A 25,580-nucleotide genomic window follows, 5' to 3' on the forward strand; every position below is an offset into this window, starting at 1 on the left:
CACTCACTTCGAAATTAATGTTCTGAGATAGTTTTTCAGCTCAGAGGAGGAAGACATCTTCAGCATTTTTTCTGCCTCAAGCCGCTTCCTCAGTTCATTGAAAAGCAAAGATTCTTCAATTTTACGTTCTGAATCATCCTTTTGCTTATATATTATACCATCTTTTAACGTAACCATGTCCAAATCCACCATAATATCAACCATCATTTTGAGGAAATTCATTTTTACCCCAAGACGCCGAGCAAGTGCAGGCGCATGTTTAGCGAGGTTGATTGTGCCATCGGCAGCGCCCGACACCAGCTGTTTTAGGGCGTTGATATCCGCTTGTGAGGGGATCCCGGAAAAAAAGAGCTCTTCCCGGCTGTTGAATATCGATATTATTTTAGATGCGTGGATACCATTCAGTGAATACGCAAGATCCAGAAGATCGCCAGGCATATCCCTCAGTACTACAGTCCCTGAAGTGAACGGCAGATCTTCCCCGTATTCGTAGTAATTGTCACCGAGCCGCTCCCTGCCTCTGGCGATGACGAAAACATCATTCTTTGATATCATGTCGAACCTCTGATCGGACCGGCTCCTCATATCGATGAGTTGGACGTTATCTACATTGGCATCCTGAAGCATCAGCTGCAGACTGCGCTTTTGATTGAACTCGTTGATGTTGACCGTCCCAACCAAGCTGATGACATCATTCTGTGACACTTCATTGATGAGGTGCCCAAACCCGAAACCGATGACATCCATGCCGACCCGGGGCATCGTCATTTTAATATGTCTCTTATCTTTACCCACCTGTCGTATTTGCCCTATCGTATCATTCTGAAGCATGAAAACAGGTGATTGAAATGATTGGCCGAATGGTTTGAGGCGCTCGAAACGCTCGAATCCCTGCATGGTCATGTTGGTTCCGTCCACCTGGTAATCGATGTATTTCACCGGCTTCAGATCAAGTCCGAGGCTTGCGAAGTAATCTTCCAGCTGTGTTTTGAAAGCGATAATATCCTCTGACGCCACCTCGATGCCAAGCGCCTGGGCATGTCCTCCGAAATGGGTATGGTGCGTCGATTGATGGGTGATTATGTCATGCAGGTCAAGTCCTTCAATCGAGCGGCCGGAACCACGGTAACTGTCCCCATCCCGGGTCAGTACAATGGCGGGCTTGCCGAACTCTTCCACTATCCTTGAAGCGACAATCCCAAGTACGCCGGGGTGCCAGCCGTCGGCATATGCGATATTGATCTGGTTCTCTGTCCTGATCTGCTCTACAGCCTCACCGAAAATGTCGATGACCAGCTGCTTGCGTTCGGCATTCATGTTCTCGATCGTCATAGCCATTTCATATGCTGCATGCCTCTCATCCTCGAGCAGCAGTTCAACAGCGATTTCAGCTTCTCCAAGCCGACCGGTGGCATTCAGACGGGGAGCAACCGTAAACGCTATCGTTTCCTCATCGACCCCTCCTTCATGACCGGCCGCACGCAGTAAGGTATGGATGCCTGTGGTAGGTTCGTTATTCAATATTTCCAAACCTTCCATCACCAGCTTCTTGTTCTCATCTATCATCGGCACAAGATCAGCTACAGTACCGATTGCAACAAGTGCAAGATCATCCTGCCCGGCGGCGCCCAGAGCCTGTACCAATTTGTAGGTGATGCCGACGCCTGCCAGACTTTTGAAGGGATACGAACCGTCAGGGTGATCCGGGTGGATGATGACCGTCTCAGGTACCGATTCACCGAAAGTGTGGTGGTCGACGACGATTGTGTCTATGCCCTGGTCATTGAGGAATGCCAGTTCATCTTTACCTGAAATGCCATTGTCTACAGTGATGACAAGGTCGTACTGGCCGATGACGATCTCCTCGAACACTTCCCGGTTCGGGCCGTAACCATCTTCTATGCGGTTGGGTATGAAATATCCGGCATCCGCCCCTTTCCGCCTCAATGCTTTAAGCAGTAGGACGGTGCTGGTGATGCCGTCCGCATCGAAGTCGCCATAGATGAGTATACGTTCCCCATGCTCAACAGCAACATTGATCCGGTCGACCGCCTTATCCATGTCATGCAACAAAGAGGCATCATAGGTCGTGGGGTTATAGATTTTCATCAAATCTTCCTCTGTCGTATATCCTCTGTTTTCGAGGATGGTCTGTTCCAGCATATTCAATTTGAAAACACCGATTAAAGATTCCGGTATCTCCTCTGTCCTTTTGCGAACTCTCCATTCAAACTTCGACTGATACATGTGATCCTCCCTTTATAAAACGCCCGGGGACTCCCGGGCGTTCACTTATACCAATATTTTTTCGTCGTTCTTTTTCTTTTCTTCATAAACCGTCAAACTGCCATCCGTCTGTCTGAACTGACGTTTCTTCAATATACCCCATAACTGAAGGGCGATGAACAGCGAGGAATAGATGCCGCTGATCAGACCAATCAGCAAGGCGAGTGAGAAGTTGAAGATTGCACTGCTGCCGAAGATGATCAGGAATAGTACGACAATGACGACTGTGAATACAGTGTTGATCGAGCGCGTCAATGTCTGCTTCAGGGAACGGTTGATGATGGCATCAATCTCTTTTTCATTATGGATGACCTTATATTTGCGCAAGTTCTCCCTCACCCTGTCGAATGTCACGATGGTATCGTTGATCGAGTAACCAACGATCGTCAGGACCGCTGCAATGAATGTAATGTCTACTTCAATCCTGAAGATGGAGAAGATGGCGATCATGATGAATGCATCGTGGATGAGTGCCAGCACACTCGGCAGCGCCATGCGCCATTCGAAGCGGATCGAGGCATAGATGATGATGCCTATTGAAGCGATGGCCAATGCTATCATCGCATTCTTCGCCAACTCTTGCCCGACTATCGGGCTGACCGTACTGACCGCAGGTTCATACCCGTATAATTCATCGAATGTATTCTGCATTGTGGTGACTTCTTCCTGATCCAAGTTTTTGGTATAGCGGACAACCACCATATCTTCACCAGAAGTGGTGATGCTGTCAGGGGCCAGGCCGATATCTTCAAGCTCTGCCTCCACCTCTTCTACAGTGGCCTCTTCCGACGTCTGGATATCCGCCCGTGTGCCGCTTGTGAAGTCTATGCCCAAGTTCAATTTGAAGATGGACAGGATGAGGAGGCCGGCGAGTATCGTCACTAGACTGAACGTAAAGAACTTCTTCGTATGGCCGACAAAATCAAACTTGTCCCAAGGTGTCGTCAGATGTTCGATATCCTTGCCTTCGTTCAAGCTGAAGCGATCCGCTTCCTTGACCCCGAACCATGTCAGGCGCTTATTGAAGAAATTCGATTTGACGAGCAGTGAGAGCAGTATGCGCGTCAGGAAGACGGCGGTGATGAAACTCATCAGTATCGATAGAAGCAACATGGTCGCAAACCCTTTGACGCTGCTCGTGCCGAATATGAAGAGCACTATGCCGGCGACCAAAGTAGTGATGTTGGCATCTATGATTGTCCAGAGGGACGCCTGGGATGCCTTCTTATACGCCTGTTTGATATTGCGTCCGATCCGCAGTTCATCCTTCATACGTTCATACATGATGATGTTCGCATCGACTGCCATCCCGACCCCGAGGATCAGGGCGGCGATACCCGGCAGGGTGAGCACCCCACCGATTATATTGAAACCAAGCACCGTGAGATAGATATAGACCGTCAGTGTAACAGCGGCGATGATCCCAGGGAGCCTGTAGAACGCAATCATATAGAGGAAGACGATCAGCGCACCGATCAGTCCCGCCGTTACGGTCTCGTCGAGTGCCTGTTCACCGAACTGGGCACCTACCGAAGTCGAATAGATTTCTTTCAGGTCAACAGGCAACGAGCCTGCATTGAGCAGTGCTGCGATATTCTGGGCGCGCTCCAGTCCTTCCTGGCCGGAGAATCCACCCGAAATCATCACGTCGGATGTGTTCAAGGCCTGCTCTACACTCGGTGCAGAGATGAATTTGGGATCTTCTTTTGTGACTTCTTCTTTAAAGCTGTCTTCACCCTCTTCAAAATCCATCCAGATTACCATCAGATTCTCACCCGGAGGACGGTTCGAGATCTCTTCAGTGATGTCCCTGAATTTTTCGGGATCCTTCAGCTGAAGCGAAACCATCGGCTGGTTCATCTCGTCGAAGCTTTGACTGGCGCCACCCTGTACAAGGTCCGAACCGTCAAGGAGGACTTCATCATCCACGTTTCTGATCGTCAGTTCAGCCTGTGTACTGAGCAGTTCACGGGCCTCCGTCTGATCTTCCACACCCGCCAGCTGTACACGGATCCTGTTGCCGTCTTCAACCTGGATGTTCGGCTCAGAGACGCCAAGTACGTTGACGCGCGAATCGAGCGTCTGTGCGGTGCTGCTCATTGCAGCTTCATCGATCTCGTCTCCTTCATGCAGCGGTTCGACTTGATAGAGCACTTCAAAACCGCCCTGCAGATCCAGGCCAAGATTGACATTCTTGCCCAGGTCCTTAGCGGTCAACCCCACTGCCGTCAATAATATCACTGCAAGGATAATTGCAGATATTATCCTGTTTTTCTTAGTTTTCAATAGGACACACCTCGATTATTTTATGAATCATCAACATTTCAATTATAACGCTTGGGGGCTCAAATTAAAAATAAAAATAAGCTGGCTCACCGAGCCAGCTTATCATACTACTTGACAATCTCCTTAAGTGCAACGCGTTCAAATTTAAGGATGGCACCATTTACATCATCGGTGCGGATGTACATATGTTTTTGATCGAATGACTCAACCGTTCCGTGAATGCCTCCGATAGTGATGATTTCATCACCTTTTTGCATATTCGCCTGCATATCTTGCACTGCTTTTTGTTTCTTCTGTGCCGGACGGATCATCAGGAAATACATTACCAGAATCAATACCAGGAACGGCAGAATGGCCATGAAAAACTCCATTTAAAAATCTTCTCCTCTTTAGAAATTTTTTGGATTTTCAACATTCAATCCATATGATTCGAAAAATGCTTCTTTAAAGTCCATTAATTGATCATTTAAAATCGCAGTTCGAACATCTTCCATCAATTTTAGCAGAAAATAAAGATTATGGTAAGTCGTAAGCCTTAATCCCAGAATTTCATTTGCTTTGAATAGATGCCTGAGGTACGCCTTTGAATAGTTCCGGCACGTATAACAATCGCAGCCGGGGTCAAGCGGCGTGAAATCTCGTTCGAACTTCTTGTTCTTGACGACAACCCTGCCCCTTGAAGTCATGGTTGTGCCATTGCGCGCAATACGGGTCGGCAGCACGCAGTCGAACATGTCGATGCCTCTGATTACACCTTCTATCAGGGCATCCGGAGAGCCGACGCCCATCAGATACCTCGGTTTGTCCTCCGGCAGCAGTGGTACGGTCTCCTCAAGCACACGGTACATGATGGGTTTTGGTTCCCCGACGGATAATCCGCCGATGGAATATCCAGGGAAATCCATGCTGACCAGATCTTTTGCGCTTTGTTCACGCAAGTGCTTATATTCTCCACCCTGCACAATGCCGAATAGCGCCTGGTTGCGGTCATGGCCACCTTTGATGTGATGATCGAGACACCTCTCAGCCCATCTGCTTGTACGCTCGATCGAATCTTTTACATATCGTTCCTCAGCTGGGAAAGGTGGACATTCATCAAACGCCATCATGATGTCCGATCCGAGGTCATGCTGGATGTCCATCGCCTTCTCCGGACTCAGGAACAGCTTCGAGCCATCCAGATGGCTCCTGAAGTGGACACCTTCTTCTTCGATTTTGCGTCTATCGCTCAGGCTGAATACCTGGAATCCACCTGAGTCGGTCAAGATCGGCTTATCCCAGTTCATGAATTTATGGAGACCGCCTGCCTCTTTGATGATATCGCTCCCCGGCCTCAGCCACAGATGATAGGTATTGCTCAAAATGATTTGACTGCCGATATCCGCAAGTTCTTCCGGGGTCATTGATTTGACTGTCGCCAAAGTGCCGACCGGCATGAATATCGGGGTATCTATAGTGCCGTGTGGTGTATGGAGTTTGCCTATACGGGCTCCGGTCTGTTTACATGTCTTAATGTGTTCATATCTGATTGCCATCTAAGTTTCATCCTCATATATAATCATTGCATCGCCAAAACTGAAGAACCGGTATGATTCATCGATGGCATGCTGATATGCCGCCATGATCGTCTCTTTATCACTGAATGCACTCACCAGCATCATCAGCGAAGATTTAGGCAGGTGGAAGTTTGTGATCAGGGCATCGATCGCCCGGTATTCAAAGCCGGGATAGATGAAGATATCAGTGAATCCACTGGCTTCAGTGAACTTACCGTGGTCCTTGACGATCGTCTCCAATGTCCTCGTGCTCGTCGTCCCTACACTGATGATCTTGCCGCCCTTTGACTTGACCGCGTTCAACAGTTCCGCTGTTGGACTATCCATTATATAGAACTCGGAATGCATCTTATGGTCTTCAATCACTTCTGTACTGACGGGACGGAATGTACCTAAACCGACATGCAGTGTGATGTAGGCGATATGTACACCTTTGGACTTGATCCTCTCCAGCAGCGCATCGGTGAAATGCAATCCTGCAGTCGGTGCAGCCGCTGAGCCTGAATGCTTCGCATAAACAGTCTGATAGCGATCTCTATCCTCAAGCGTCTCCTTGATGTACGGAGGCAGAGGCATCTCTCCAAGGGCATCGAGTACATTTTCAAGCACACCCTCATATTTCAGTTCGACATGCTTGATGCCTTCATCGAATGAGTCTGTACACACTGCTTTAAGCAGGCCGTCACCAAAGCTTACCACCGTACCTGGGCTGATCTTTTTAGCTGGTTTCACCAGCACCTCATAACCCCCTGCGACCGGCTTCAGCAGAAGCATTTCTATTTTTGCGCCCGTCTCTTCTTTGACGCCGTATAATCTTGCCGGCAGTACTTTTGTATCATTTAAAACGAGTACATCTCCCGGGTTGAAGAAGTCGATAACATCTTCAAACGTCTTATCCGAGACCGTCCCTGATTTCTTCTCCAATGCCAATAGTCTGCTTGAAGCCCGATCCTTCAAAGGGGTTTGGGCGATCAGATCATGTGGCAGGTTGAAATCAAATTCTTCGAGTTTCAAACTTATTCCCCATTTCTCGATATATCTGGCTGTGTGTCATCTTTGAAGTATTCATAGCTTTTTGCCGTGGCCCGGCGACCACGCTGAGTGCGTTCTAAGAAGCCTTGCTGGATCAGATAAGGTTCATAGACATCAAGGAGCGTCACCACTTCCTCACCGATGGAGACCGCTACCGTCTCCAGTCCCACCGGTCCGCCGCCATAAGTATGTATGATTGTGTTCATAATTTTATGGTCGACCGGGTCGAGGCCGCTTGGGTCCACCTCAAGCACTCTAAGAGCATGATCGGTCGTTTCCAAAGTGATGGATGGCTCTTCCTTGACTATGGAAAAGTCCCGTACTCGGCGTAGCAATCGATTGGCTATACGCGGTGTGCCCCTTGAACGCTTGGCCAGTTCCACTGTGCTGTCGGGGTCGATTGACACTTCAAATATTTCCGCTGTGCGGTTCACGATCGTCATCAGGCTATCGACATCATAATATTCGAGTCGCAACTGTACCCCGAAGCGGTCCCGAAGCGGAGCCGAAAGACTGCCGAAACGGGTCGTGGCCCCCACCAAAGTGAAGGGTGGCAAATCGATGCGGATGCTTCTCGCTTCTTCACCTTTACCGATAACGACATCAAGGAAGAAATCCTCCATTGCCGAGTAGAGTATCTCCTCCACTGCGCGCGGCAGACGATGAATTTCATCGATGAACAGCACATCCCCCGTTTCAAGGCTCGACAGGATGGCAGCCAAGTCCCCTGCACGTTCCACGGCAGGACCTGAGGTTGTACGGATGTTTACACCCATCTCATTTGCGATTATATTTGAAAGCGTCGTCTTACCAAGGCCCGGAGGTCCATGCAGTATTACATGGTCGAGGGCCTCTCCCCTGATCTTTGCCGCCTCGATGAAGACTTTGAGGTTATCCTTCAGAGTCTTCTGTCCGATATACTGGCTTAAAAATTCAGGGCGCAGTGACATTTCCACCTGTTCTTCCTGATTCTGCCTATCTTCATCTAAAATACGATCGTCCATAGTAACACCCCATTATTGAACTAGGTACTTCAAACCACGCTTAACGGCCTGATCGACTGATTCGAAATGCTCCTGATTGAGGTTCTTTTCAATCTTTCTGAGTTCCCGCTTGCTGTACCCCAGTGCTTCAAGTGCAAGCATGGCTTCTTGGATATGGTGGTTGCTGCCGCCTTTGTCAGGCGCAGGCAATGCCACGCTGACATGCCCGAGCTTGCCTTTTAGATCGAGTATGATCTGGCTTGCCGTCTTCTTTCCGACACCCGGAAATTTCTGCATGTACTTCTCATCTTCAGCTTCCACCGCATCGATGATCTCTTCCGGACTCGAAGCGGCAAGTATCGCCAGTGCACTTTTCGGGCCGATGCCGGTCACTTGAAGCAAAGATTGGAAGAGGACCTTTTCATCCATGGTCACAAACCCGTATAATGTGTGGCTGTCATCCCGCACAATCAGTTCGGTATGGACCGTCACTTCCTCTTCGTCTCTGTTCTCAAAACGGAATGGGTTCGGCACCATGATCAGGTAGCCGATCCCACCAGTCTCTACTGTAATATTCTGTGGTGCAACTTCTTTTAACGTGCCTTTTATATACTGATACATTAAATCACCATCATTCTACGAATTCGAATTCACCGCGCAGAATCCTTACTGTATCGCCCGTCTGGATGCCTTTCTCACGCAGGGCATCGTCGATGCCCATGGTCCGCATCTGCCTTGCGAATCTTCTCACGGCTGCATCGCGGTTGAAATCGGTCATTTTGAAAATGCGCTCGATGGAATCGCCTGATACGACATAGGCACCATCATCATCACGTGTAATCTCAAATGCATCAGGATCTTTTTCGTGCCGGTAGACGACACGGTGATCAGTCTCTTCGATGACTTCTTCGACTGTGGAAGCTTTCTCAAGCATATCCGCAACGCGGTAGAGCATATTATCCAAGTTTTCACGAGTGGCAGCCGAGATGCGATATATTTCCTTGTCTTTCCCCACTGCTTCAGCAAACTTCTCGAAAGTGCCCTCGTCTTCCACGAGGTCAGTTTTATTGAGGACGATGATTTCAGGCCGTTTGAGCAGGCTTTCATTATAAAGACCCATCTCTTTACGGATTGTTTCATAATCCTCTACTGCGTCCCGTCCTTCAACTTCACTGATGTCGATGACATGAACGATGACTTTAGTCCGCTCGACGTGCCTCAGGAACTGATGGCCAAGCCCAGTGCCTTCCGAGGCACCTTCAATAAGTCCGGGCAGATCCGCCATGACAAATGAGCGGCCGTCCCCCGTCTCCACGACGCCCAAGTTCGGTTTGATGGTTGTGAAGGGGTAATCCCCAATTTTAGGCTTCGCTTTTGTGACGGCACTGAGTATCGTTGATTTTCCGACACTCGGGAAACCTACGAGACCAACGTCCGCCAGTAGCTTTAGCTCAAGCACTACATCAAATTCCTGGCCCGGTTCCCCATTCTCGGCAAAGTCCGGCGCCTGGTTCCTTGACGTGGCGAAGCGGGAATTTCCGCGGCCACCCCGTCCGCCTTTGGCGACGACGGCCCTTTGGCCGTGCTGGGTCAAATCAGCTAATGTTTCTCCGCCTTCTTTCTTCTTGACTACTGTACCTGGTGGCACCTTCAGTACCATAGGCTCACTGTTTTTTCCGTGGGCATTCGCACTCATTCCGTTACCGCCGCGCTTCGCCTTGAAGTGGCGCTGATACCGGAAGTCCATCAATGTCCTGAGTCCTTCGTCGACCTCAAATATGATGTCCGCACCATCGCCGCCGTCGCCGCCTGAAGGCCCGCCCATCGGAATATATTTCTCACGTCTATACGCGACGAGGCCATTTCCGCCATCGCCGGCTTTTATGAATATACCAACCTGATCTATAAACATAGTCTCACCCCTATCCTTAAAATATTATATCATATCGTACACCGCTCATTTAATGAAAAAGGACACCAGCTCTGCTGATGTCCACTCGTTCATTATTTCGCTTCGGTATAAACAGAAACGCGCTTTTTATCGCGACCAAAACGCTCGTATTTTACAACGCCGTCGATCTTAGCGAATAGAGTATCATCTCCGCCGCGTCCAACGTTCTCACCTGGGTGGATTTTAGTTCCACGTTGGCGGAAAAGTATGGAGCCGCCTGTTACATGCTGGCCATCTTGTCTTTTGGCACCAAGGCGTTTGGATTCAGAGTCACGTCCGTTCCTCGTTGAACCTACACCTTTTTTGGATGCGAAGAATTGCAGATTGAGTTTAAGCATTGCTTTCACCTCACTTGAATGATAATTTGATGTTTTCACCGTATTCTTCTTCTATTGTTTTAAGTGATATGATCATGCTTTCCAATAGAGTCTGGAGTTTTTCATCATCTGGGTCCGTCACTTCGAAATTGAAGTAGCCGGTTTCCTCCTCCATATCGATTGAGGGATTTGCATCCGTCATATTGAGTATGGCGTTTACGGAACCGAAGACAACTGCCGAAGCACCTGCGCAGACGATGTCGCTGCCATACTCACCGAACATGGCATGGCCTTCCATATTGAAGGAAGTGACCTGTCCATCATCATTTATATGGAATTCTACATTAATCATTAGAAGTCTATCTTATCAACTGTCAGTTTTGTATATGGCTGACGGTGACCTTGTTTACGCTTGTAGTTCTTTCTGCGTTTGAATTTCACGACGTCGATTTTCTTACCGCGGCCGTGCTTTTCAACTTTTGCAGCTACAGTTGCACCTTCTACAGTAGGGGCACCAACTTTAACTGAATCTCCACCTACAAAGAGTACTTTGTCAAAAGTGAATGTGTCACCTGCTTCTGCGTCGATCTTCTCGACATAGATAGTCTGACCCGCTTCAACTTTAATTTGTTTACCACCTGTTTCGATAATTGCAAACATACTTACACCTCCTAATATAAAATAAGACACGCCATCTGCAGGTGGATGGTAATCGCTTGAACCTGCAACTGAGCGGTTGATGTTTACATTATCACCAACCTCTGCATTATACCAGCAGCAGATGGTGCTGTCAATCCTGTTTGAGGAGTTCTTTCCTGACCCTGGCGACTTTGCGTGCCACGACAAAAACAATCAGAAAGAGCAGCGCATTGATGAGCATGCTCGGCACTGACCTAAGGGCCGTATAATCAAACAATGGCATATCGATCATGCCAAGTACGGAATAGATCGCATATATATATGCATCGTAGAAGAAAATCAACAGCAGTACGACAAATGCCATGGCGACGAAATCTCTATGGAAGACCCGGAAGGCGGTGTGCATGAATACAACGAACGCTACCATCCCGAAGGTGTGTATGCCATAGAGGGACCCTATGTAGATGTCGAGCATCACTCCGAAGACCACCGCCAAAAATATCCCCATCCTTGACCCTACATAGATCGACAGCAGCAATATGAAGATAAGTAAGGTGCGGGGCACAAAATAGACCGCCACTCCAATGATCGATGCCGGACTGAATTCCGCAAAAGTAAAGTCGATGTACATGAATAGGAAGGCACAGAGGAAAATCATAAGTGTTCTCATATCATTCCTCCATTGACTCCGGATTTCTTTTGATGACATGAACAAGGTCGATATCATCCATATTACTGTTCAGCTGCACATAGGCATTTTGACTCAAACCATACTCGTCATTTTCGACTTCAACTATTTTGCCGATGATCAGCCCTTCCGGCAGGCTCCCCACCAGGCCGCTCGTGAAGACTTCATCGCCGCGTTCAAGTCCACTGCGGTTTTTAATGTTCTCAACCACAAGCAGGTTGCGTTCATCATCAAACCTGCGGATATTGCCATATGCTGTTTCGTCTTCGTGGGTTACTTGAACTGAGAGGTTATTGCCTGTTGAGGAGGCCGTCAACATCTCGACATAGCTTGAGTTGCCATTGACCCTGACCACAGTACCGACCAGCCCTTTTGTGGTCATCACAGCCATGCCTTCCTTTATGCCGTCGGATTCCCCTTTATCAATGGTGAAGTTATCCATCCACTGGTCAGGTGACCTTGAAATCACACGGGCATCAACACTTTCGTAGGAGCGTCTGGAACTGACATCCAGAGTTTCCCTCAACTCCTCGTTCTCCGCTTCAAGACCTTCCAGATCTGCCTGCATCTGCGGCAGCATTTCAAGCTGTGCATGTAGTTTCTCGTTCTCTTCAACAGCACTGAAACTGGCGGAGATCTTATTGATGATGCCACCTATGAATCCGACCGGCGCGTCTATGACGACCTGCGAACCTGCTGTCAGATCGCCAGTGAACTGCTCCGCCTTAGTGACGGAATTCCGATCCGTCATCGAGAAACCTATTAGAAGTATTAATACAATAATGCCAAAAAGTATGATCAGCATACGATTACGGTTGAAAAGCCTGTTCACGATCGAGCGCCTCCATTGATTGTTGGTATCTGATTAAAAGAATACCACAATCAAGCACTGCTGATAAAGGATATGTAAATAAAAAGGAGAGGCCCGAGGACCTCTCCATAACAGATAAGATAATAATATATATGATATCTAGAACAGTAAGTATACATGTTCTATCAAAGGCGTTTTAGATGACATAATCATCAATCGCCTATTATGTCATTTTCATTACAATTATTATGTTACATGTTTAATTGTTCGCTTTCAAGGGGATAATGTAGATTATTTAATGTAAAATGTCATTTTTCCATAAATTCTGAAGCGCTTTGAACAGTTCGATCACTTCCTTCAGCTCGACTTCACCTACAGCCAGGGAGATGCGGATGTAATATTTTCCTCGCGAGCCGAATGGAATTCCTGGAGTGACAAGGATGGAACATTCACGGAGCAGGTAGGCCTTAAACGTCTCGCCGTCAAACCCCTCCGGCACGCGGATCCAGCCGAATATCCCCCCTTTAATCGGGTTGATCGGAATACCCATCTCCAGCAATGCTTCTGTAACCAGGCGGCTCCTTTTGGAGAACGTATCCTTCTGGACGGGCAGAATATCCCCAGCATGTCGGAGGGCTGCGGTAGACGCCTCCTGCACCACGCCCCACATGCCTGTTTGGGTATGATCCTGATAAGTGTTGATTGCATTGATCATTTCCTTGTTTCCTACAGCAAAACCTGAGCGGAACCCCGACATGTTGAACCCTTTCGACAAGGAATATATCTCAATCGCACAGTCAAGGCTGCCTTCACTCTGAAGAATACTTGGATGCTTCTCCTCAAATGAAAAAGGGGCGTAGGCAAAATCATGAACTATGCGGGTTCCTGTTCCTTTAAACCGCTCTATCGTGCGATCGAAAAAGGCGCGGTCCGCAACCGCGCCAAGCGGATTAGACGGATAATTCAAGTACATCAGCCGTGCATTGGCCTGCTCCTCGTCATCCAACGCATCGTAGTCGGGCAGATATCCGTTTTCTGCGAGAAGCGGCAGGTCATAGATCACCCCTTTCGCCAACTCGACGCCTGCTGCATAATCCGGATAACCTGGATTGGGCAGGTAGACGCCTTCCCCCGGCTCGATGAACATCATCGGAAACTGCACCAGGGCACTCTTGGTGCCGTACAGTAGCGCGATATTCTCCTCTTCCAGTTCCACCCCGTATCCCCGCTTATAGAAATCGATGATTGCAGCCTTAAATGATTGTTTCCCCCGGAATTGACCATATCGTTGATTTTCCGGCTGATAGAGTGCCTCGGCTGCTCGCTTTAGGATGGGTTCAGGTGTCTCGGCGTCCGGAATGCCGACTGCGAGGTTGATCAGCGGCAGGGGGCCAAATGCTTCCTCTCCGGCCATAGCCGACTTGAAATAGCTGTCAGGGATGCTCGAGAGTAGTTTATTCATCTTCATTCTCCTTCCGGTTTATCAAATCCTTTGAATTGTTCATCTATCGTCTGTTTGAAATGTTCCGACTCGACTGCTTCAATGAGATCTTTTGCCATTTTACTGTCTTTATCTGAAGCATTGACGACAATCTGATTCCTGAAATTCTCATTCATATCTTCAAGTTGCAGCGCATCCGCCAAATCCATACCGCTTGCCAATGCAAAGTTTCCCGGCACGAGTGATAATCCGATCTGATCCACACTTCTCGGTAGCTGCCCTGAATCCTGGTAGACGAATTCCAGATTCTTATTGTTTTTTAATATATCCTTTTCTTCGATCGCAAGTAAATTGGCATCCTCTGCAATTTCAATCAGCCCCGCGTCCATAAGCGTCTGGAACCCCCTCGAAGAATTGACGGGGTCCAAGGGAAGTGCCACTTCGCTGCCATTTTCTATTTCATCCAATGAATCATATTCGCTGGAATAGAGTCCCATAGGCGCAGTCGGCACTTGGATGAGGTTATGGAAATCCGTGCCATTCTCCTTATTGAAGTCAGCCATGAACGATTTATTCTGATAAAGATTCGCATCCAGATCCCCGTTATTTAGAGCATTGTTCGGTTGGATATAATCGGTGTACTCCACGATTTCGACCGTGTAGCCCTGTTCTTCCAGTGCTGGCTTCAATGCAAAGTTCACCATATCGCTGTAGGGGCCGGTGGAAGCGCCGATTGTGATCACTTCCCCCTCCCCTTCGTAGAGCAGCGCGCTGCTGCCTATGATGACAGCAAGTGTTGACAGAAGGAATATCAGTATCCCACGCATATCAATTCCTCTCCTCTCTTTGGCTCAAATAGTCCCCGATTATCTGGATGAGCTGGACAATTATAATCAAAATGATGACAGTGGCAATCATCGTCACAGTATCATAGCGATAGTAGCCATATCGTATCGCAAGATCTCCGATGCCGCCCCCACCGACGACACCTGCTGTGGCGCTGAAGGCGACGATGGTGATGATCGTCAGCGTAATCGCCTGGGTGATTCCCCGCTTCGCTTCCGGGATCAACACATCCGTAATGATCAGCCAGAGTGATGCGCCCCCAGCAATGCTCGCTTCAATCACCCCTTTATCCACGCCATTGAAGCTTGTCTCCACCAGTCTCGCAAATAGCGGCACAGCGGCTAACGAAAGCGCCACACTGGCAAATACCGGCCCGTGGGAGCTGTTTGTCAGCCAAGTCGCAATCGGCATGATCGCTACAATCAATATAATGAAAGGGAAGGACCGGATCACGTTCGTCAGCGCCCCTAAAAACTGATTCAGTGGTTTTATCCTATAGAGCAGCGGATTGGCGGTCACATACAGCAATACACCGAGCGGGAGTCCGAGCAGCACCGCAAAGAATATGGATATCGATACCATGAGAGTCGTTTCGAGTAGTGCCCGGTATAGCAGCGGTGTAATTTCTATCAATCTATCCATATATTTCAGCCCTCTCTATTCCTTTTGAGTCGTCGATGAACTGCTTCAATCTAGTGATCTCTTCCTGTCTGCCTTTGATGTGGAGCATCAGAAATCCAAGAGGCATATCCTGGATATATTCGATGCGGCCATTCAATATGCTTATATCGCAGTCAAAATGACGGTAGAGTTGGTTTACATAGTTCGCTTCCGCATATTCATTCAGGAATTTGATGGTGATCACTTCAGATTCACTGTTCAGTTCAATGTGCGGTGGGATGGTGAAATCATATATATCCTGAACAAATCCTTTCGTCACTTCGTGTTCCGGATGGCTGAAGATCGCGTAGACATCATCCATCTCCACAATCTCTCCTGCCGTCATCACGCCCACACGGTCAGCAATCTCTTTAATGACCTCCATCTCGTGGGTAATCAACACAATGGTGATGCCCAGCTCCTTGTTGATCTTTTTAAGCAGTTTCAGAATTGTTTTTGTCGTATCAGGATCGAGTGCACTTGTCGCTTCATCACACAAAAGCACTTCAGGACCATTGGCTAATGCCCGTGCAATGCCGACACGCTGCTTCTGTCCGCCACTCAAGTTTTTGGGGTAGCTATCCATCTTGTCGGCCAAGCCCACAAGTGCCAGTAACTCTTCGATGCGCGACGACACCTTCTTCTTGTCGTAATTGCTCGCCTTCAACACAAATTCTATGTTCTGGTAGACCGTTTTAGTTTCAATCAGATTGAACTGTTGGAAGATCATGCCGATCTTCTGACGTTTTACACGCAAGTCCCTTCCTGCCAACTTGCCCAAATTGGTACCATTAACATTGATGCTGCCGGTAGTCGGCTGTTCCAACAAATTGATCAGGCGCAACAGAGTACTTTTCCCCGCCCCGCTGAAGCCAATCAGACCGAAGATCTCGCCCTCACGAATGGAGAGCGTCGTCTTTTTCAGAGCTTCTATCCTTTTTCCTTTAACAAAATATTCTTTAGAGACATCGGTAATTTCAATAGCCACGCCACCACATCCTTTTTATATTAAAAACAAAAAGCCATCTGCTAAATGCAAATGGCTTAAAGATATCTATCTGCCAAGCATCCGCTTGTAGGATTTAGCACAGTACCATAACAGCCTGTTGCTGAAGCTTCAAAGGGCCCAATCCCTCCACTTCTCTGGATAAATGTATTTAATTGAATGAATATCACTTTACTCGAGACTATTAGAATTGTCAATATATTAATAATAATAAATCTTTTATTTTTGATTTCTATGGATAATGATAATTTCAAATCAAAAGGGATTTAAAAACAGGGTGATGACATCACCCTGTTTTCCTTATGAATATGATATCTAGATTCTAGATAATACATAGAATCTATCAAAGGATTATGGACCTACCATTATTTAAAAAGTATTGCGCAGTACCATCTCAATAACATCCTTATTATGTAAGACTAAAATCTCTTTCTGCATCATTCGACCACTTTGTTAATATTACCAATTTGAGGTGTAGTAAAGGGTGAATCGATTATAATTTATAAATTTGGCATGGTAAAAATCTGATGCGGCTTGGTTAATATGGTTATGATAAATTTTGTCATATTCGTATGACCCGAAAAATGGTCCTTTATAAACAGGGAGCAATACCTCAGCTTTTTCAGGATTGTATCTAATTTCATTTAATAATATATATAACCTGCTAACGGTTTCTATCTCAATTTCTACTTTCCCACAGTTCTCTAAAGAGAAATTATCTACGAAATAACCCTGAAGAGCGTTAAATTTCCTATAATAACTATATTCTATAAATTCTTTGGTTTCATTATCTTCAAGATATAAATACATATCCAAACCCATTATATCGTTCCCCTCTAGCTATTTAATTACATTCATCTCTTTCAAGCTAATATATTTACCAGATCCAATAATTATGTGATCTAAAAAGTCAACGCCGATCATTTCTCCACATTCATACAAACGTTTTGTAACCTCGATATCTTCTCTCGAAGGCGAAGGATCACCACTAGGATGATTATGTACACATATTATCGCGGCAGCGCTCCTCTTTATCGCTTCTTTATATACCTCCCTAGGATGCACTATCGAAGTATTCAAAGACCCTTTAAACATCGTTTCTTGGTGGATAACCATATTTTTGGTAGATAAATATAAAACTACAAAATGTTCTTGTTGATAATATCTCATTTTTTCCATAAGTAGTTTACTCACATCATCTGGGCTTTTTATGTAAAGATCTTCCTCTAATGAATGTGTATGCATTCTTATTGCTAGTTCAATAACTGCTAATATGGTTATTGCTTTTGCTTCCCCAATACCTTTAATGCTGATTAGTTCCTGATAAGTAAGATCACGCAGTTCACGAACAGATTTCATATCTTTTATGATTCTGTTTGCAATTCCAATACTAGACTCCTCTTTGTGGCCGGTATTGATGATTATCCCAAGCAACTCTTGATTAGTAAGCTTATCAGGACCATAAATCATCAATCTTTCTCTTGGTTTATCCGAAAAGTGCATCTCTTTAATTAACATTCTTATAGGAAGCCTCCAAAATATATAGAATTCAAATCATCATATAACAAAAATGAAAGTATAATAGCCGTAGTAATAAACGGGACCAGAGGGATCTTAGCGGGTAACTTTGTTTTATAGAAATGCAGTATTATTACAAATAACCCTCCAATCAAATAGGTAAGAAGTAAGCTATAAATAAAGAAGTTGACAGGGGTAATCAAAGTGATTACTGTAAACAATTTTATATCGCCATATCCTATTGACTCTGAAAATAAATAAAAGAATAGATGTAAAATTAAAATTATACAAATGTCCTGAAATGGTTCTAAATAATATAGATCTGTTAAAAATAGTCCAGCAACTAAAAATATAAGATTCATGTGATTTGGTATTTTTAAATTTTTTCTATCATAGATTGAAAGCGGCAACAAAATTGTAATCATCAAATAATATAATGTGAGGTCTTTGAGAGAAAGGTTAAAATAAATGGGCAGTAAATAAAGAAGTATTACTAAAATTTCACAGACTATAAAACTGTTATCGATTTTCTCTTTGCAATAGGAACATTTCCCCTTAAGCAAAATAAAACTCATTACCGGAATTAGCTCATAAGGCTTTAAGCTCTGAAAACATAAATCACATCTACTTCTACGATATAAAATCGAAATGTTATCGGATGCAGTTACAGCATATATAAATGATGCGCAGATACCTCCAAGAATAATTATAAAAAACATAGCATCACCTCTTCCTGACACTATATTAGCTTCATAACCTTATTTAGTAAAAACGCAGTAATCACCAATAGACAATAATAAACTGCAAAAAATTAATTTCAGCTTAATAATTATACATGTTTCTTTATTATTCTACCTTCAATACCATTTTCTGTTTAACACAAAATTTTTGATATCGCCGATTGTAAAATTAAGCTAGACACATAGAAAGAGCCACTCGTGATACACTCAAAATGGTTTTCCAACCAAAGAAAACATAGGAGTGATCACGAATGACCGACACCCATTTTAGCACGGATGAACTGGTCATCATAGCATCCTACTTTCATCAGAACATCCCTGTTTCAAAAATCTCCAAACGGGTCTGCCGGGCCCGACAGACGGTCCATAATGTTGTGGCTTTTTTTAGAGCCGGCCACAGCGCATTGGACTACTACCAGCGCTACAAGGCAAACAAGCAGCGCTGCGGCCGGAAACGGACAAGACTGCCAGCGGACCAACACGCATATGTGACAGGAAAAGTGGCCCAGGGCCGGACACCGGATGTGATTGCCGGCCGGCGTGACCGTAAGATACAGTGTTCCAGCCGCACATTGTACCGCATGTTCAAGCGTAAGGACTGTGATGTGTCCACATTGCCAATGAAAGGCAAAAAAACCCCAACGATCATAAGGAACGCCGGGAGCGACAGACGGTCCGGCGCAACATTTCAGAAAGGGTGGACGACTATCCAGCGTTCAATAAAGAATTCGGCCATCTGGAGGGCGACACTATTGTCGGTGTGCGACATAAAAGCGCCGTCATCACGCTGGTTGAACGGCTATCGAAAGTCATCATCACATTGAAACCTGAAGGTCGGACGGCCAAAGATATCGAAACTGCCATCAATACGTGGTGTCACTTGGTGCCGAGAAACCTGTTCAAGTCCATCACTTTTGACTGCGGTAAAGCATTCTCCAACTGGCAGGCGATGAGCAATCGAAATGACCTGGCCATCTACTTCGCCGATCCGGGGACGCCGTCACAACGGGGATTGAATGAACATTCCAACGGCCTGCTCAGAAGGGATGGACTGCGTAAAGATATGGATTTCAACACAGTCGACCACGCTTTTATCGCATCGGTCGCTGCAAGAAGAAACCATATACCGAGAAAATCATTGAACTACCGAACACCATTGGAAGTATTTTTGAGTTACATGGGTGAAAAAGAACTGTCTAGCTTATTTTGACAAATGAAATAATAAACATTTTCCTATTAGTGCTCTAAATTTTTTTGATCAACTTGCAAATTTTTTTAATAAATCTGTAGATACCACAGCTTCCATTATTATTTTTTGTAAATAGTGTTTGGTACTTTAAATCTAGTTTGTTATCAAACTTTAATGTTAACTGAGTTTCTAACTCCTTTGTCACTATCCCTTCTAGTTTAGGGATAATTTCCTCGATTAATTTTTTATTAAATTCATCTTTTTCAACCTTTTTAATATATTGTTCCTTGAAAAAATTGTTAACGGAACCAATTGTGGTAAAGATTAAAGTAAAGCCAATTAACTTATAGTAAATAATATTCGTTGAATCACCATAATTATTGGGACCGTCAATAATTATGTGTAAATGAATGCATACCTTTTCTTATAGTGTGTGTTACTCGCTAAACATTTCAGTTAGTTCGGCCCGTGCTTGGTCAAAACCGATGTGACACCGTGTCGCAAACTGCTGGTTGTAAGTTTCGAATTGAGTGACGAGAAAACGATCAAGCGATGCTTCGTTCGGAAACTGCTCCTTGCGCTTACTGTACCGTTTGATTCGCTTATTGAATGACTCAATCAGGTTTGTGGAGTAAATGCTCCTCCTGATTGCTTCAGGGAAATCATAAAAGGTGAACAGATCCGGATTGGCTTTCAATGATTGCGTGACTTTGGCGTAGGACTTTTTCCACTTCTCTATAAACGCATCCAAAGCCTGTTCAGCGTCTGCTTTGTCCGTGGCGCGATACAAGGACTTCAGGTCCTCACAGATTTCCTTGCGGTCCGATACACGGACCCTGTGGGAAATGTTGCGCGCAACATGAATAAAACACGTCTGGTATCTGGCTTTTGGAAAGACCGAGTGAATACTGTCTTTGATGCCTGTTAGTCCATCCGATATGAAAAGCAGCACTTCTTCGACACCCCGCGCTTGGATGTCTTCGATCAATTCTTTCCACACATAGGCGGATTCCGTTGGAGCGACCGTATATGCCAGGACTTCCTTTGAGCCATCTTCACGGATGCCGACAGCGATATAGACAGCTTCTTTCGAAACCGTCTCTCTTTTGACGGGCAGGAACGTAGCATCCAGATACACACAGACATACCGATTGGACAGGGAACGCTGACGAAAGGCCTCGACTTCTTCTGCGACCGCTTTAGTCATGTTCGAAATCGTTTGGGGGGTATAGTGATGCCCATACATGCGCTCGATCAGATGCGAAATCTCAGACATTGTCACCCCTTTTTGAAACATATGGATGACAAAGGACTCCAACGTGTCATTGGACCGCTTATAGGGGGCGACGGTCTGTTGTTTGAAATCGCCATTCCGATCCCGGGGGATATCAATCTGTAGATCCCCATATTCGGTATGTAGGGTACGGGCGTACGCACCGTTTCTGGAATTTCCGGAATTGAAGCCGACGCGATCATATTTTTCATAGTCCAGAAATGCGGTCAGCTCGGTTTTAAGCAATGTATTCACCGCTGTTTCCAGGTGATTGCGGAAGATTTCGGATACGTCTTCCTTTTTCACTAGAGCTTGAATGATATCTGATGTAAAATGATCCATAAGGGGAGACCTCTTTTCTTGGGATTTGGTGTGGTAACTTGATTCTACAAGAAAAGGGCTCCCTTTTTCTATTTATTCATTTACACAAACTATTTTACGCTCTCTAATTATTAACCCAGATAGATATATATATTCCTAATAAAATTAAAAATGTTGTTAAAATAAACACGGATATTTGATTAAAATAAAAGAATTTCACTAAGTGTCTTCTGATTTTACTTATAGGTATTTCTTTATTCTGATAGCAAGCCTTAAGAATATATTTAGATAAATATTTAAATAGTACAAATATTAGTATTGTCGATATAAACATTATTATTATCCAAGACATAATAAATATTGGTACTTTGTCATATGTTAAATCTTCACTCACTTTACTAAAATCAATTCCTTGTATTATTATATTGACCTCTAGTATTAAGTACCAAATATATCTGGAATATATTGTTAATAATACCATAAAAAAAATTGAAAAAATTATAGTTGTTAATAACTTAATAATACTGCAAATTTTTTCTTTAATTTTTGGTTTTTTTATTATTTTGTTAATTATTAATAACAGAAGTACAATGAGTACAATGGGTAAAATAACTACGAGTATCCCAAGAAAATATAAGAATATATACTCTTCGATTTCCAAATCAAACATATATTATTCCCCAATTCAATTATGTGATTTTTATATTCTTACTATAATACTATAATAATTGTGAATTACAAGTTTAAACTAATCTTTGAAATATAGCCTCAGACCAAGTCTTGTGGAAGTAATTTATTAGGTAAAGTTACCCAAACATTTCTCACCAGTTTAATTTGATGCATTATCTTAGAAAACCTTCATAAGAGCTGTCGAATTTCCAATGATTTATGGAGGGGTTATCCACTCTGCTCTAAATTGGTTGGAATTTTTCGGCCACTCATTGGTGCCATATCCTATATTTTGTTATATATTATATAGTAAGTAAGCTGTTTGCAGAGTCTATGAATTCGTCTTAGAAACTCTTGCTCAATTTTAAAGGATTTCGTTTGTCAAAATAAGCTAGACAGTTGCTGATCATCCATGTAACTCAAAAAGACTTCCAATGGTGTTCGATAGTTTAACGATTTTCTTAGGATGTGGTTTCTTCTTGCAACGACGGATGAGACAAATATCTGATCGACCGTGTTGAAATCCATGTCTTTGGGCAGTCCATCCTTTCTGAGCAGGCCGTTGGAATGTTCGTTCAATCCCCGCTGGGATGGTGTCCCCGGATCGGCAAAGTAGACGGACAGGTCATTCCGATTGCTCATCGATCGCCAGTTGGAAAATTCCTTGCCACAGTCGAAAGTGATCGATTTGAATAGGTTTCTGGGCATCTTTTGACACCATGTATTTATGGCAACCTCGATATCCTGCGCCGTCCGGCCTTCGGGTTTCAGGGTGATGATGGCTTTTGAGAGGCGTTCGACCAGCGTGATGACGGCACTCTTGTGCCGGACGCCAACGATGGTATCTCCCTCCAGATGACCAAATTCATCATTGAACGTCGGGTAGTCAGTTGTTCTTTCTGAAATGTTGCGCCTGAATGCCTGACGCCCCCGGCGTTCCTGATGGCCGTTCGGTTTTCGCTTGCCCTGCATCGGCAGTGTGGCCGCATCAAAGGTTTCCCGTTTGAACATCCGATACAGTGTACGGCTTGAACAGTCAATCAACATTTCCTGCGGATCGACGATGACATCCGGCGTCCAACCCTGAGCCACCTGCTTTTCAATATACGCCTGCTGGTCGGTCGGCAGGACCATCCGTTTTCTACCCCACCGTTTTTTGTTTTCTTGATAGCGATGATAGTAATCCAGCGCGGTGTGCCCGTCCCTGAGATATGCGATGACATCATGAACCGTCTGACGGGCACGCCCAATCCGTTTCGCAATATGAGAAGTCGGTGTGTCGTGATGGAAATAGGCTTCTATGATTACGAGTTCGTCCGTGGTAATATGGGTATAGGTCATGCGTGATCACTCCTATGATTTTCTTTGGTCGGAAAACTCATTTTGAGTGTATCACGTGTGACCCTTTTTAGGTGTCTAGCTTAATTTTACAATCGGCGAAATTTAATCTTTAAATTTTAGAGGAATAATTTATTGATCATACAACCATAACTCTAAGTTCGATGTGAGAATTATTTAAATGATGTACCTCACTTTACTTCTCCTAAATAACTAAACCTCCCCCGGCACTTCCGGCACACATACCGCTTCTCATACCCTTTCATATTCCTACTGAACTGATACCTGCATTTCTTGCATTCATATAGATGGCGGCGCCCCTTGAATTGGTGCGTGCGCGTCTGCGATATGCCTAAGCGTTTCAGTGTTTCTTTGAATTCCGGATCGGAATCCTTATATGGCTGCCCTTTAGTAAATAGCGCATAATGCACACATTCATGGTAGAGCACATCCAGAATGAACTGTTCAGTATTGTGGACAATGAAGTTATACGATATGATTATTTCCATATCGATTTTCTGGCGATTGCCTTTTATGTATTTGATGCGGAATGCCCCAAGCTTTGATGTCATGCGTTTGGATATCCTGATGGGAATACCAAGCGGCATGTTGAATTTATCCATTAAAAATTTGTTTGCATAATATTCGAGTTGTTCATGCGTCATAGATATAAGCCTTCTTTCAATCTTGATTGGAAAATGACAAAAGGTCAGGATATCAATTATCCTGACCTTTTTATTCTACAGTAATTCTTTTGCCAAGAGACGATAAACGTTCAATCTGGCTTCTTGGGAGTGCGGAATGCTGACGATCATCGCTTCATCGAATCCGTACCGTTCCTGTTCTTCTTTCAGCTGGTCTGCAACTTCTTTTGCCGAACCGACGATATGGAGCGGCCTACGTTGCTCTATCTTCATTTTATCCATTTCTGTCAGCGGATAATCCTGTGCTTCCTCTGGTGTGAGGGGCGGCATTATCCTGCCTTGTGACAACATGAGCCCTGCGATATCTTGAGGCAAGGCCTGGAATTCCGCTTCTTCACGTGTTTCTGCAGTCGTCACCATATAGCATACATTGATTTCCGGCTTCTCCATGAAATCGGTCGGATTAAAATTCTGTCTGTATGCATCCAATATTTCACGGCTCAAGGCTCCATTGAAGAATTGGGCAAATGAATAACCCGCTCCCATTTTAGCGGTCTCTACTGCACTGTTGCCGCTCGAACCGAGCATCCATGCCTCAGGAAGTGTAACATTTTGGGGAAATGCTGGTGTTGAACCATAAAGCCGGCCTTCAGGAGTTTCGTCGTTAATCAACTGAAGCGCTATTTCAAACTTTTCATAAAGGTTATCGAGTTCAGGACGTCTACCCTGTGATAATGCATACATGGCGCTGCCGTCCCCACCTGGCGCCCGGCCTACGCCAAAATCAATCCTGCCAGGGGAGAATGCACTGAGTGTCTTGAATACTTCAGCCAGTTTCAGTGGTGAGTAGTGCATCATCATGATGCCGCCTGTCCCTATCCTGATGTTTTCGGTCTTGGCAGCGAGTCTGGCTGCAGTGATTTCAGGGGCTGAACTGACTACTGTACCGAGCCCATGATGTTCTGCCATCCACATGCGATGGTATCCGAGGGAATCAGCCAATACCGCCAATTCCTCTGCTTTATGGAGGGCATCCTGCCCGTTATTGCCTTTAGTTACAGGCGCCTGATCCAATACACTTAATTTCATTGAAAACCCTTCTCTCTTTATATGGTGACCTAGTGATCGAATAATCGGTTGAGCTCTTGTTCTCTTTTCAGTTTTTCCGGCGTAACGTCATTTCCCACAGGATCAATGACCGTAAGCCCTGAGAGGTTATCGAGCACCTGTCCACGGAATTGGCGCAGATAATTCTCACGCAATTCCTTTTGTTCCTGCTGTTCGGTTGCAGTTAATCCTATCTGTTTCTTTTTCTGTGCCAGTTCATTGATGCGGTCGAGTCCCACTATCATATTTAACATCTTCTTTCATATTAGTTTTACCTTT

25 protein-coding genes, 1 pseudogene, 1 riboswitch and 1 other annotated feature are annotated in these 25,580 nt (G+C 45.1%); of the genes and pseudogenes, 1 reads left to right on the plus strand and 25 read right to left on the minus strand.

Annotation, left to right across the window (positions count from 1 at the left end; genetic code table 11):
* Positions 1-3: 3 nt before the first annotated feature.
* From recJ to ACZ5LF_RS07080, 20 genes are all read right to left on the minus strand, one after another.
* Positions 4-2,247, minus strand: a complete 2,244-nt coding sequence (recJ, locus tag ACZ5LF_RS06985) for a single-stranded-DNA-specific exonuclease RecJ (RefSeq protein WP_380570241.1) — start codon at positions 2,245-2,247, stop codon at positions 4-6.
* Between the two features lie 45 nt (positions 2,248-2,292).
* Positions 2,293-4,572 carry a protein translocase subunit SecDF gene (secDF, locus tag ACZ5LF_RS06990; RefSeq protein ID WP_380570240.1) on the minus strand — a complete coding sequence of 760 codons (2,280 nt, stop codon included), beginning with the start codon at positions 4,570-4,572 and terminating at the stop codon, positions 2,293-2,295.
* 107 nt (positions 4,573-4,679) lie between these two features.
* The gene (yajC, locus tag ACZ5LF_RS06995) at positions 4,680-4,943 is read right to left on the minus strand and encodes a preprotein translocase subunit YajC (RefSeq protein WP_380570239.1); all 264 of its coding nucleotides are present in this window, start codon (positions 4,941-4,943) and stop codon (positions 4,680-4,682) included.
* Positions 4,944-4,961: 18 nt separating this feature from the next.
* The gene (gene tgt, locus ACZ5LF_RS07000; RefSeq protein ID WP_380570238.1) at positions 4,962-6,107 is read right to left on the minus strand and encodes a tRNA guanosine(34) transglycosylase Tgt; all 1,146 of its coding nucleotides are present in this window, start codon (positions 6,105-6,107) and stop codon (positions 4,962-4,964) included.
* Positions 6,108-7,142 carry a tRNA preQ1(34) S-adenosylmethionine ribosyltransferase-isomerase QueA gene (queA, locus tag ACZ5LF_RS07005; RefSeq protein WP_380570237.1) on the minus strand — a complete coding sequence of 345 codons (1,035 nt, stop codon included), beginning with the start codon at positions 7,140-7,142 and terminating at the stop codon, positions 6,108-6,110.
* Positions 7,143-7,144: 2 nt separating this feature from the next.
* Positions 7,145-8,164 (minus strand): Holliday junction branch migration DNA helicase RuvB, encoded by a 1,020-nt coding sequence (ruvB, locus tag ACZ5LF_RS07010; RefSeq protein WP_380570236.1) that lies wholly within the window; start codon positions 8,162-8,164, stop codon positions 7,145-7,147.
* A gap of 12 nt (positions 8,165-8,176) precedes the next feature.
* A complete protein-coding gene (gene ruvA / locus ACZ5LF_RS07015; RefSeq protein WP_380570235.1) occupies positions 8,177-8,764 on the minus strand; it encodes a Holliday junction branch migration protein RuvA in 588 nt (195 codons plus the stop codon).
* Between the two features lie 10 nt (positions 8,765-8,774).
* Positions 8,775-10,055 carry a GTPase ObgE gene (gene obgE / locus ACZ5LF_RS07020; RefSeq protein ID WP_380570234.1) on the minus strand — a complete coding sequence of 427 codons (1,281 nt, stop codon included), beginning with the start codon at positions 10,053-10,055 and terminating at the stop codon, positions 8,775-8,777.
* A gap of 92 nt (positions 10,056-10,147) precedes the next feature.
* Positions 10,148-10,432: a 50S ribosomal protein L27 gene (gene rpmA / locus ACZ5LF_RS07025; RefSeq protein WP_380570233.1), complete on the minus strand. Its 285-nt coding sequence runs from the start codon at positions 10,430-10,432 to the stop codon at positions 10,148-10,150.
* 10 nt (positions 10,433-10,442) lie between these two features.
* On the minus strand, positions 10,443-10,763 hold the full coding sequence (locus tag ACZ5LF_RS07030) for a ribosomal-processing cysteine protease Prp (RefSeq protein WP_380570232.1): 321 nt from the start codon (positions 10,761-10,763) through the stop codon (positions 10,443-10,445).
* Complete coding sequence (gene rplU, locus ACZ5LF_RS07035) at positions 10,763-11,071, minus strand: 50S ribosomal protein L21 (protein WP_380570231.1); 309 nt, start codon at positions 11,069-11,071, stop codon at positions 10,763-10,765. The genes ACZ5LF_RS07030 and rplU overlap by 1 nt, the downstream gene beginning before the upstream one ends.
* A 14-nt stretch (positions 11,072-11,085) precedes the next feature.
* Positions 11,086-11,159 (minus strand) — a sequence feature (ribosomal protein L21 leader region).
* A gap of 42 nt (positions 11,160-11,201) precedes the next feature.
* On the minus strand, positions 11,202-11,720 hold the full coding sequence (gene mreD / locus ACZ5LF_RS07040) for a rod shape-determining protein MreD (RefSeq protein WP_380570230.1): 519 nt from the start codon (positions 11,718-11,720) through the stop codon (positions 11,202-11,204).
* Between the two features lies 1 nt (position 11,721).
* Positions 11,722-12,570 (minus strand): rod shape-determining protein MreC, encoded by an 849-nt coding sequence (gene mreC, locus ACZ5LF_RS07045; RefSeq protein ID WP_380570229.1) that lies wholly within the window; start codon positions 12,568-12,570, stop codon positions 11,722-11,724.
* 274 nt (positions 12,571-12,844) lie between these two features.
* Positions 12,845-14,017, minus strand: coding sequence for an aminotransferase class I/II-fold pyridoxal phosphate-dependent enzyme (locus ACZ5LF_RS07050; protein WP_380570228.1), 1,173 nt, complete (start codon positions 14,015-14,017; stop codon positions 12,845-12,847).
* Entirely contained in the window at positions 14,014-14,817 is an 804-nt protein-coding gene (locus tag ACZ5LF_RS07055; RefSeq protein ID WP_380570227.1) for a MetQ/NlpA family ABC transporter substrate-binding protein, read from the minus strand. Before ACZ5LF_RS07055 ends, ACZ5LF_RS07050 begins: the two co-directional genes overlap by 4 nt.
* A gap of 1 nt (position 14,818) precedes the next feature.
* Positions 14,819-15,478, minus strand: coding sequence for a methionine ABC transporter permease (locus ACZ5LF_RS07060; protein ID WP_380570226.1), 660 nt, complete (start codon positions 15,476-15,478; stop codon positions 14,819-14,821).
* Positions 15,471-16,484, minus strand: coding sequence for a methionine ABC transporter ATP-binding protein (locus ACZ5LF_RS07065; protein WP_380570225.1), 1,014 nt, complete (start codon positions 16,482-16,484; stop codon positions 15,471-15,473). Before ACZ5LF_RS07065 ends, ACZ5LF_RS07060 begins: the two co-directional genes overlap by 8 nt.
* 63 nt (positions 16,485-16,547) lie before the next feature.
* Positions 16,548-16,650, minus strand: a riboswitch (SAM riboswitch).
* 311 nt (positions 16,651-16,961) lie between these two features.
* Positions 16,962-17,324, minus strand: coding sequence for a hypothetical protein (locus ACZ5LF_RS07070; protein WP_380570224.1), 363 nt, complete (start codon positions 17,322-17,324; stop codon positions 16,962-16,964).
* Between the two features lie 18 nt (positions 17,325-17,342).
* Complete coding sequence (gene radC / locus ACZ5LF_RS07075) at positions 17,343-18,020, minus strand: RadC family protein (RefSeq protein ID WP_380570223.1); 678 nt, start codon at positions 18,018-18,020, stop codon at positions 17,343-17,345.
* 2 nt (positions 18,021-18,022) lie between these two features.
* Complete coding sequence (locus ACZ5LF_RS07080) at positions 18,023-18,739, minus strand: prepilin peptidase (RefSeq protein WP_380570222.1); 717 nt, start codon at positions 18,737-18,739, stop codon at positions 18,023-18,025.
* A gap of 272 nt (positions 18,740-19,011) precedes the next feature.
* Between ACZ5LF_RS07080 and ACZ5LF_RS07085 the strand changes: the two are divergent.
* Positions 19,012-19,970, plus strand: a pseudogene (locus ACZ5LF_RS07085) (IS30 family transposase).
* 415 nt (positions 19,971-20,385) lie between these two features.
* On the opposite strand, the gene ACZ5LF_RS07090 reads toward ACZ5LF_RS07085, so the two are convergent.
* The 5 genes from ACZ5LF_RS07090 to ACZ5LF_RS07110 form a co-directional block, all read right to left on the minus strand.
* Positions 20,386-21,564, minus strand: a complete 1,179-nt coding sequence (locus ACZ5LF_RS07090) for an IS256 family transposase (RefSeq protein ID WP_380709609.1) — start codon at positions 21,562-21,564, stop codon at positions 20,386-20,388.
* Between the two features lie 1,029 nt (positions 21,565-22,593).
* Complete coding sequence (locus ACZ5LF_RS07095; protein WP_380570847.1) at positions 22,594-23,553, minus strand: IS30 family transposase; 960 nt, start codon at positions 23,551-23,553, stop codon at positions 22,594-22,596.
* Between the two features lie 188 nt (positions 23,554-23,741).
* Positions 23,742-24,215: a SprT family zinc-dependent metalloprotease gene (locus ACZ5LF_RS07100; RefSeq protein WP_380570848.1), complete on the minus strand. Its 474-nt coding sequence runs from the start codon at positions 24,213-24,215 to the stop codon at positions 23,742-23,744.
* Positions 24,216-24,290: 75 nt separating this feature from the next.
* The gene (locus tag ACZ5LF_RS07105) at positions 24,291-25,283 is read right to left on the minus strand and encodes an LLM class flavin-dependent oxidoreductase (protein ID WP_380570849.1); all 993 of its coding nucleotides are present in this window, start codon (positions 25,281-25,283) and stop codon (positions 24,291-24,293) included.
* 29 nt (positions 25,284-25,312) lie between these two features.
* Positions 25,313-25,546 carry a DUF896 domain-containing protein gene (locus ACZ5LF_RS07110; RefSeq protein WP_380570850.1) on the minus strand — a complete coding sequence of 78 codons (234 nt, stop codon included), beginning with the start codon at positions 25,544-25,546 and terminating at the stop codon, positions 25,313-25,315.
* Positions 25,547-25,580 lie beyond the last annotated feature (34 nt).

Source organism: Salinicoccus siamensis, assembly GCF_055391965.1.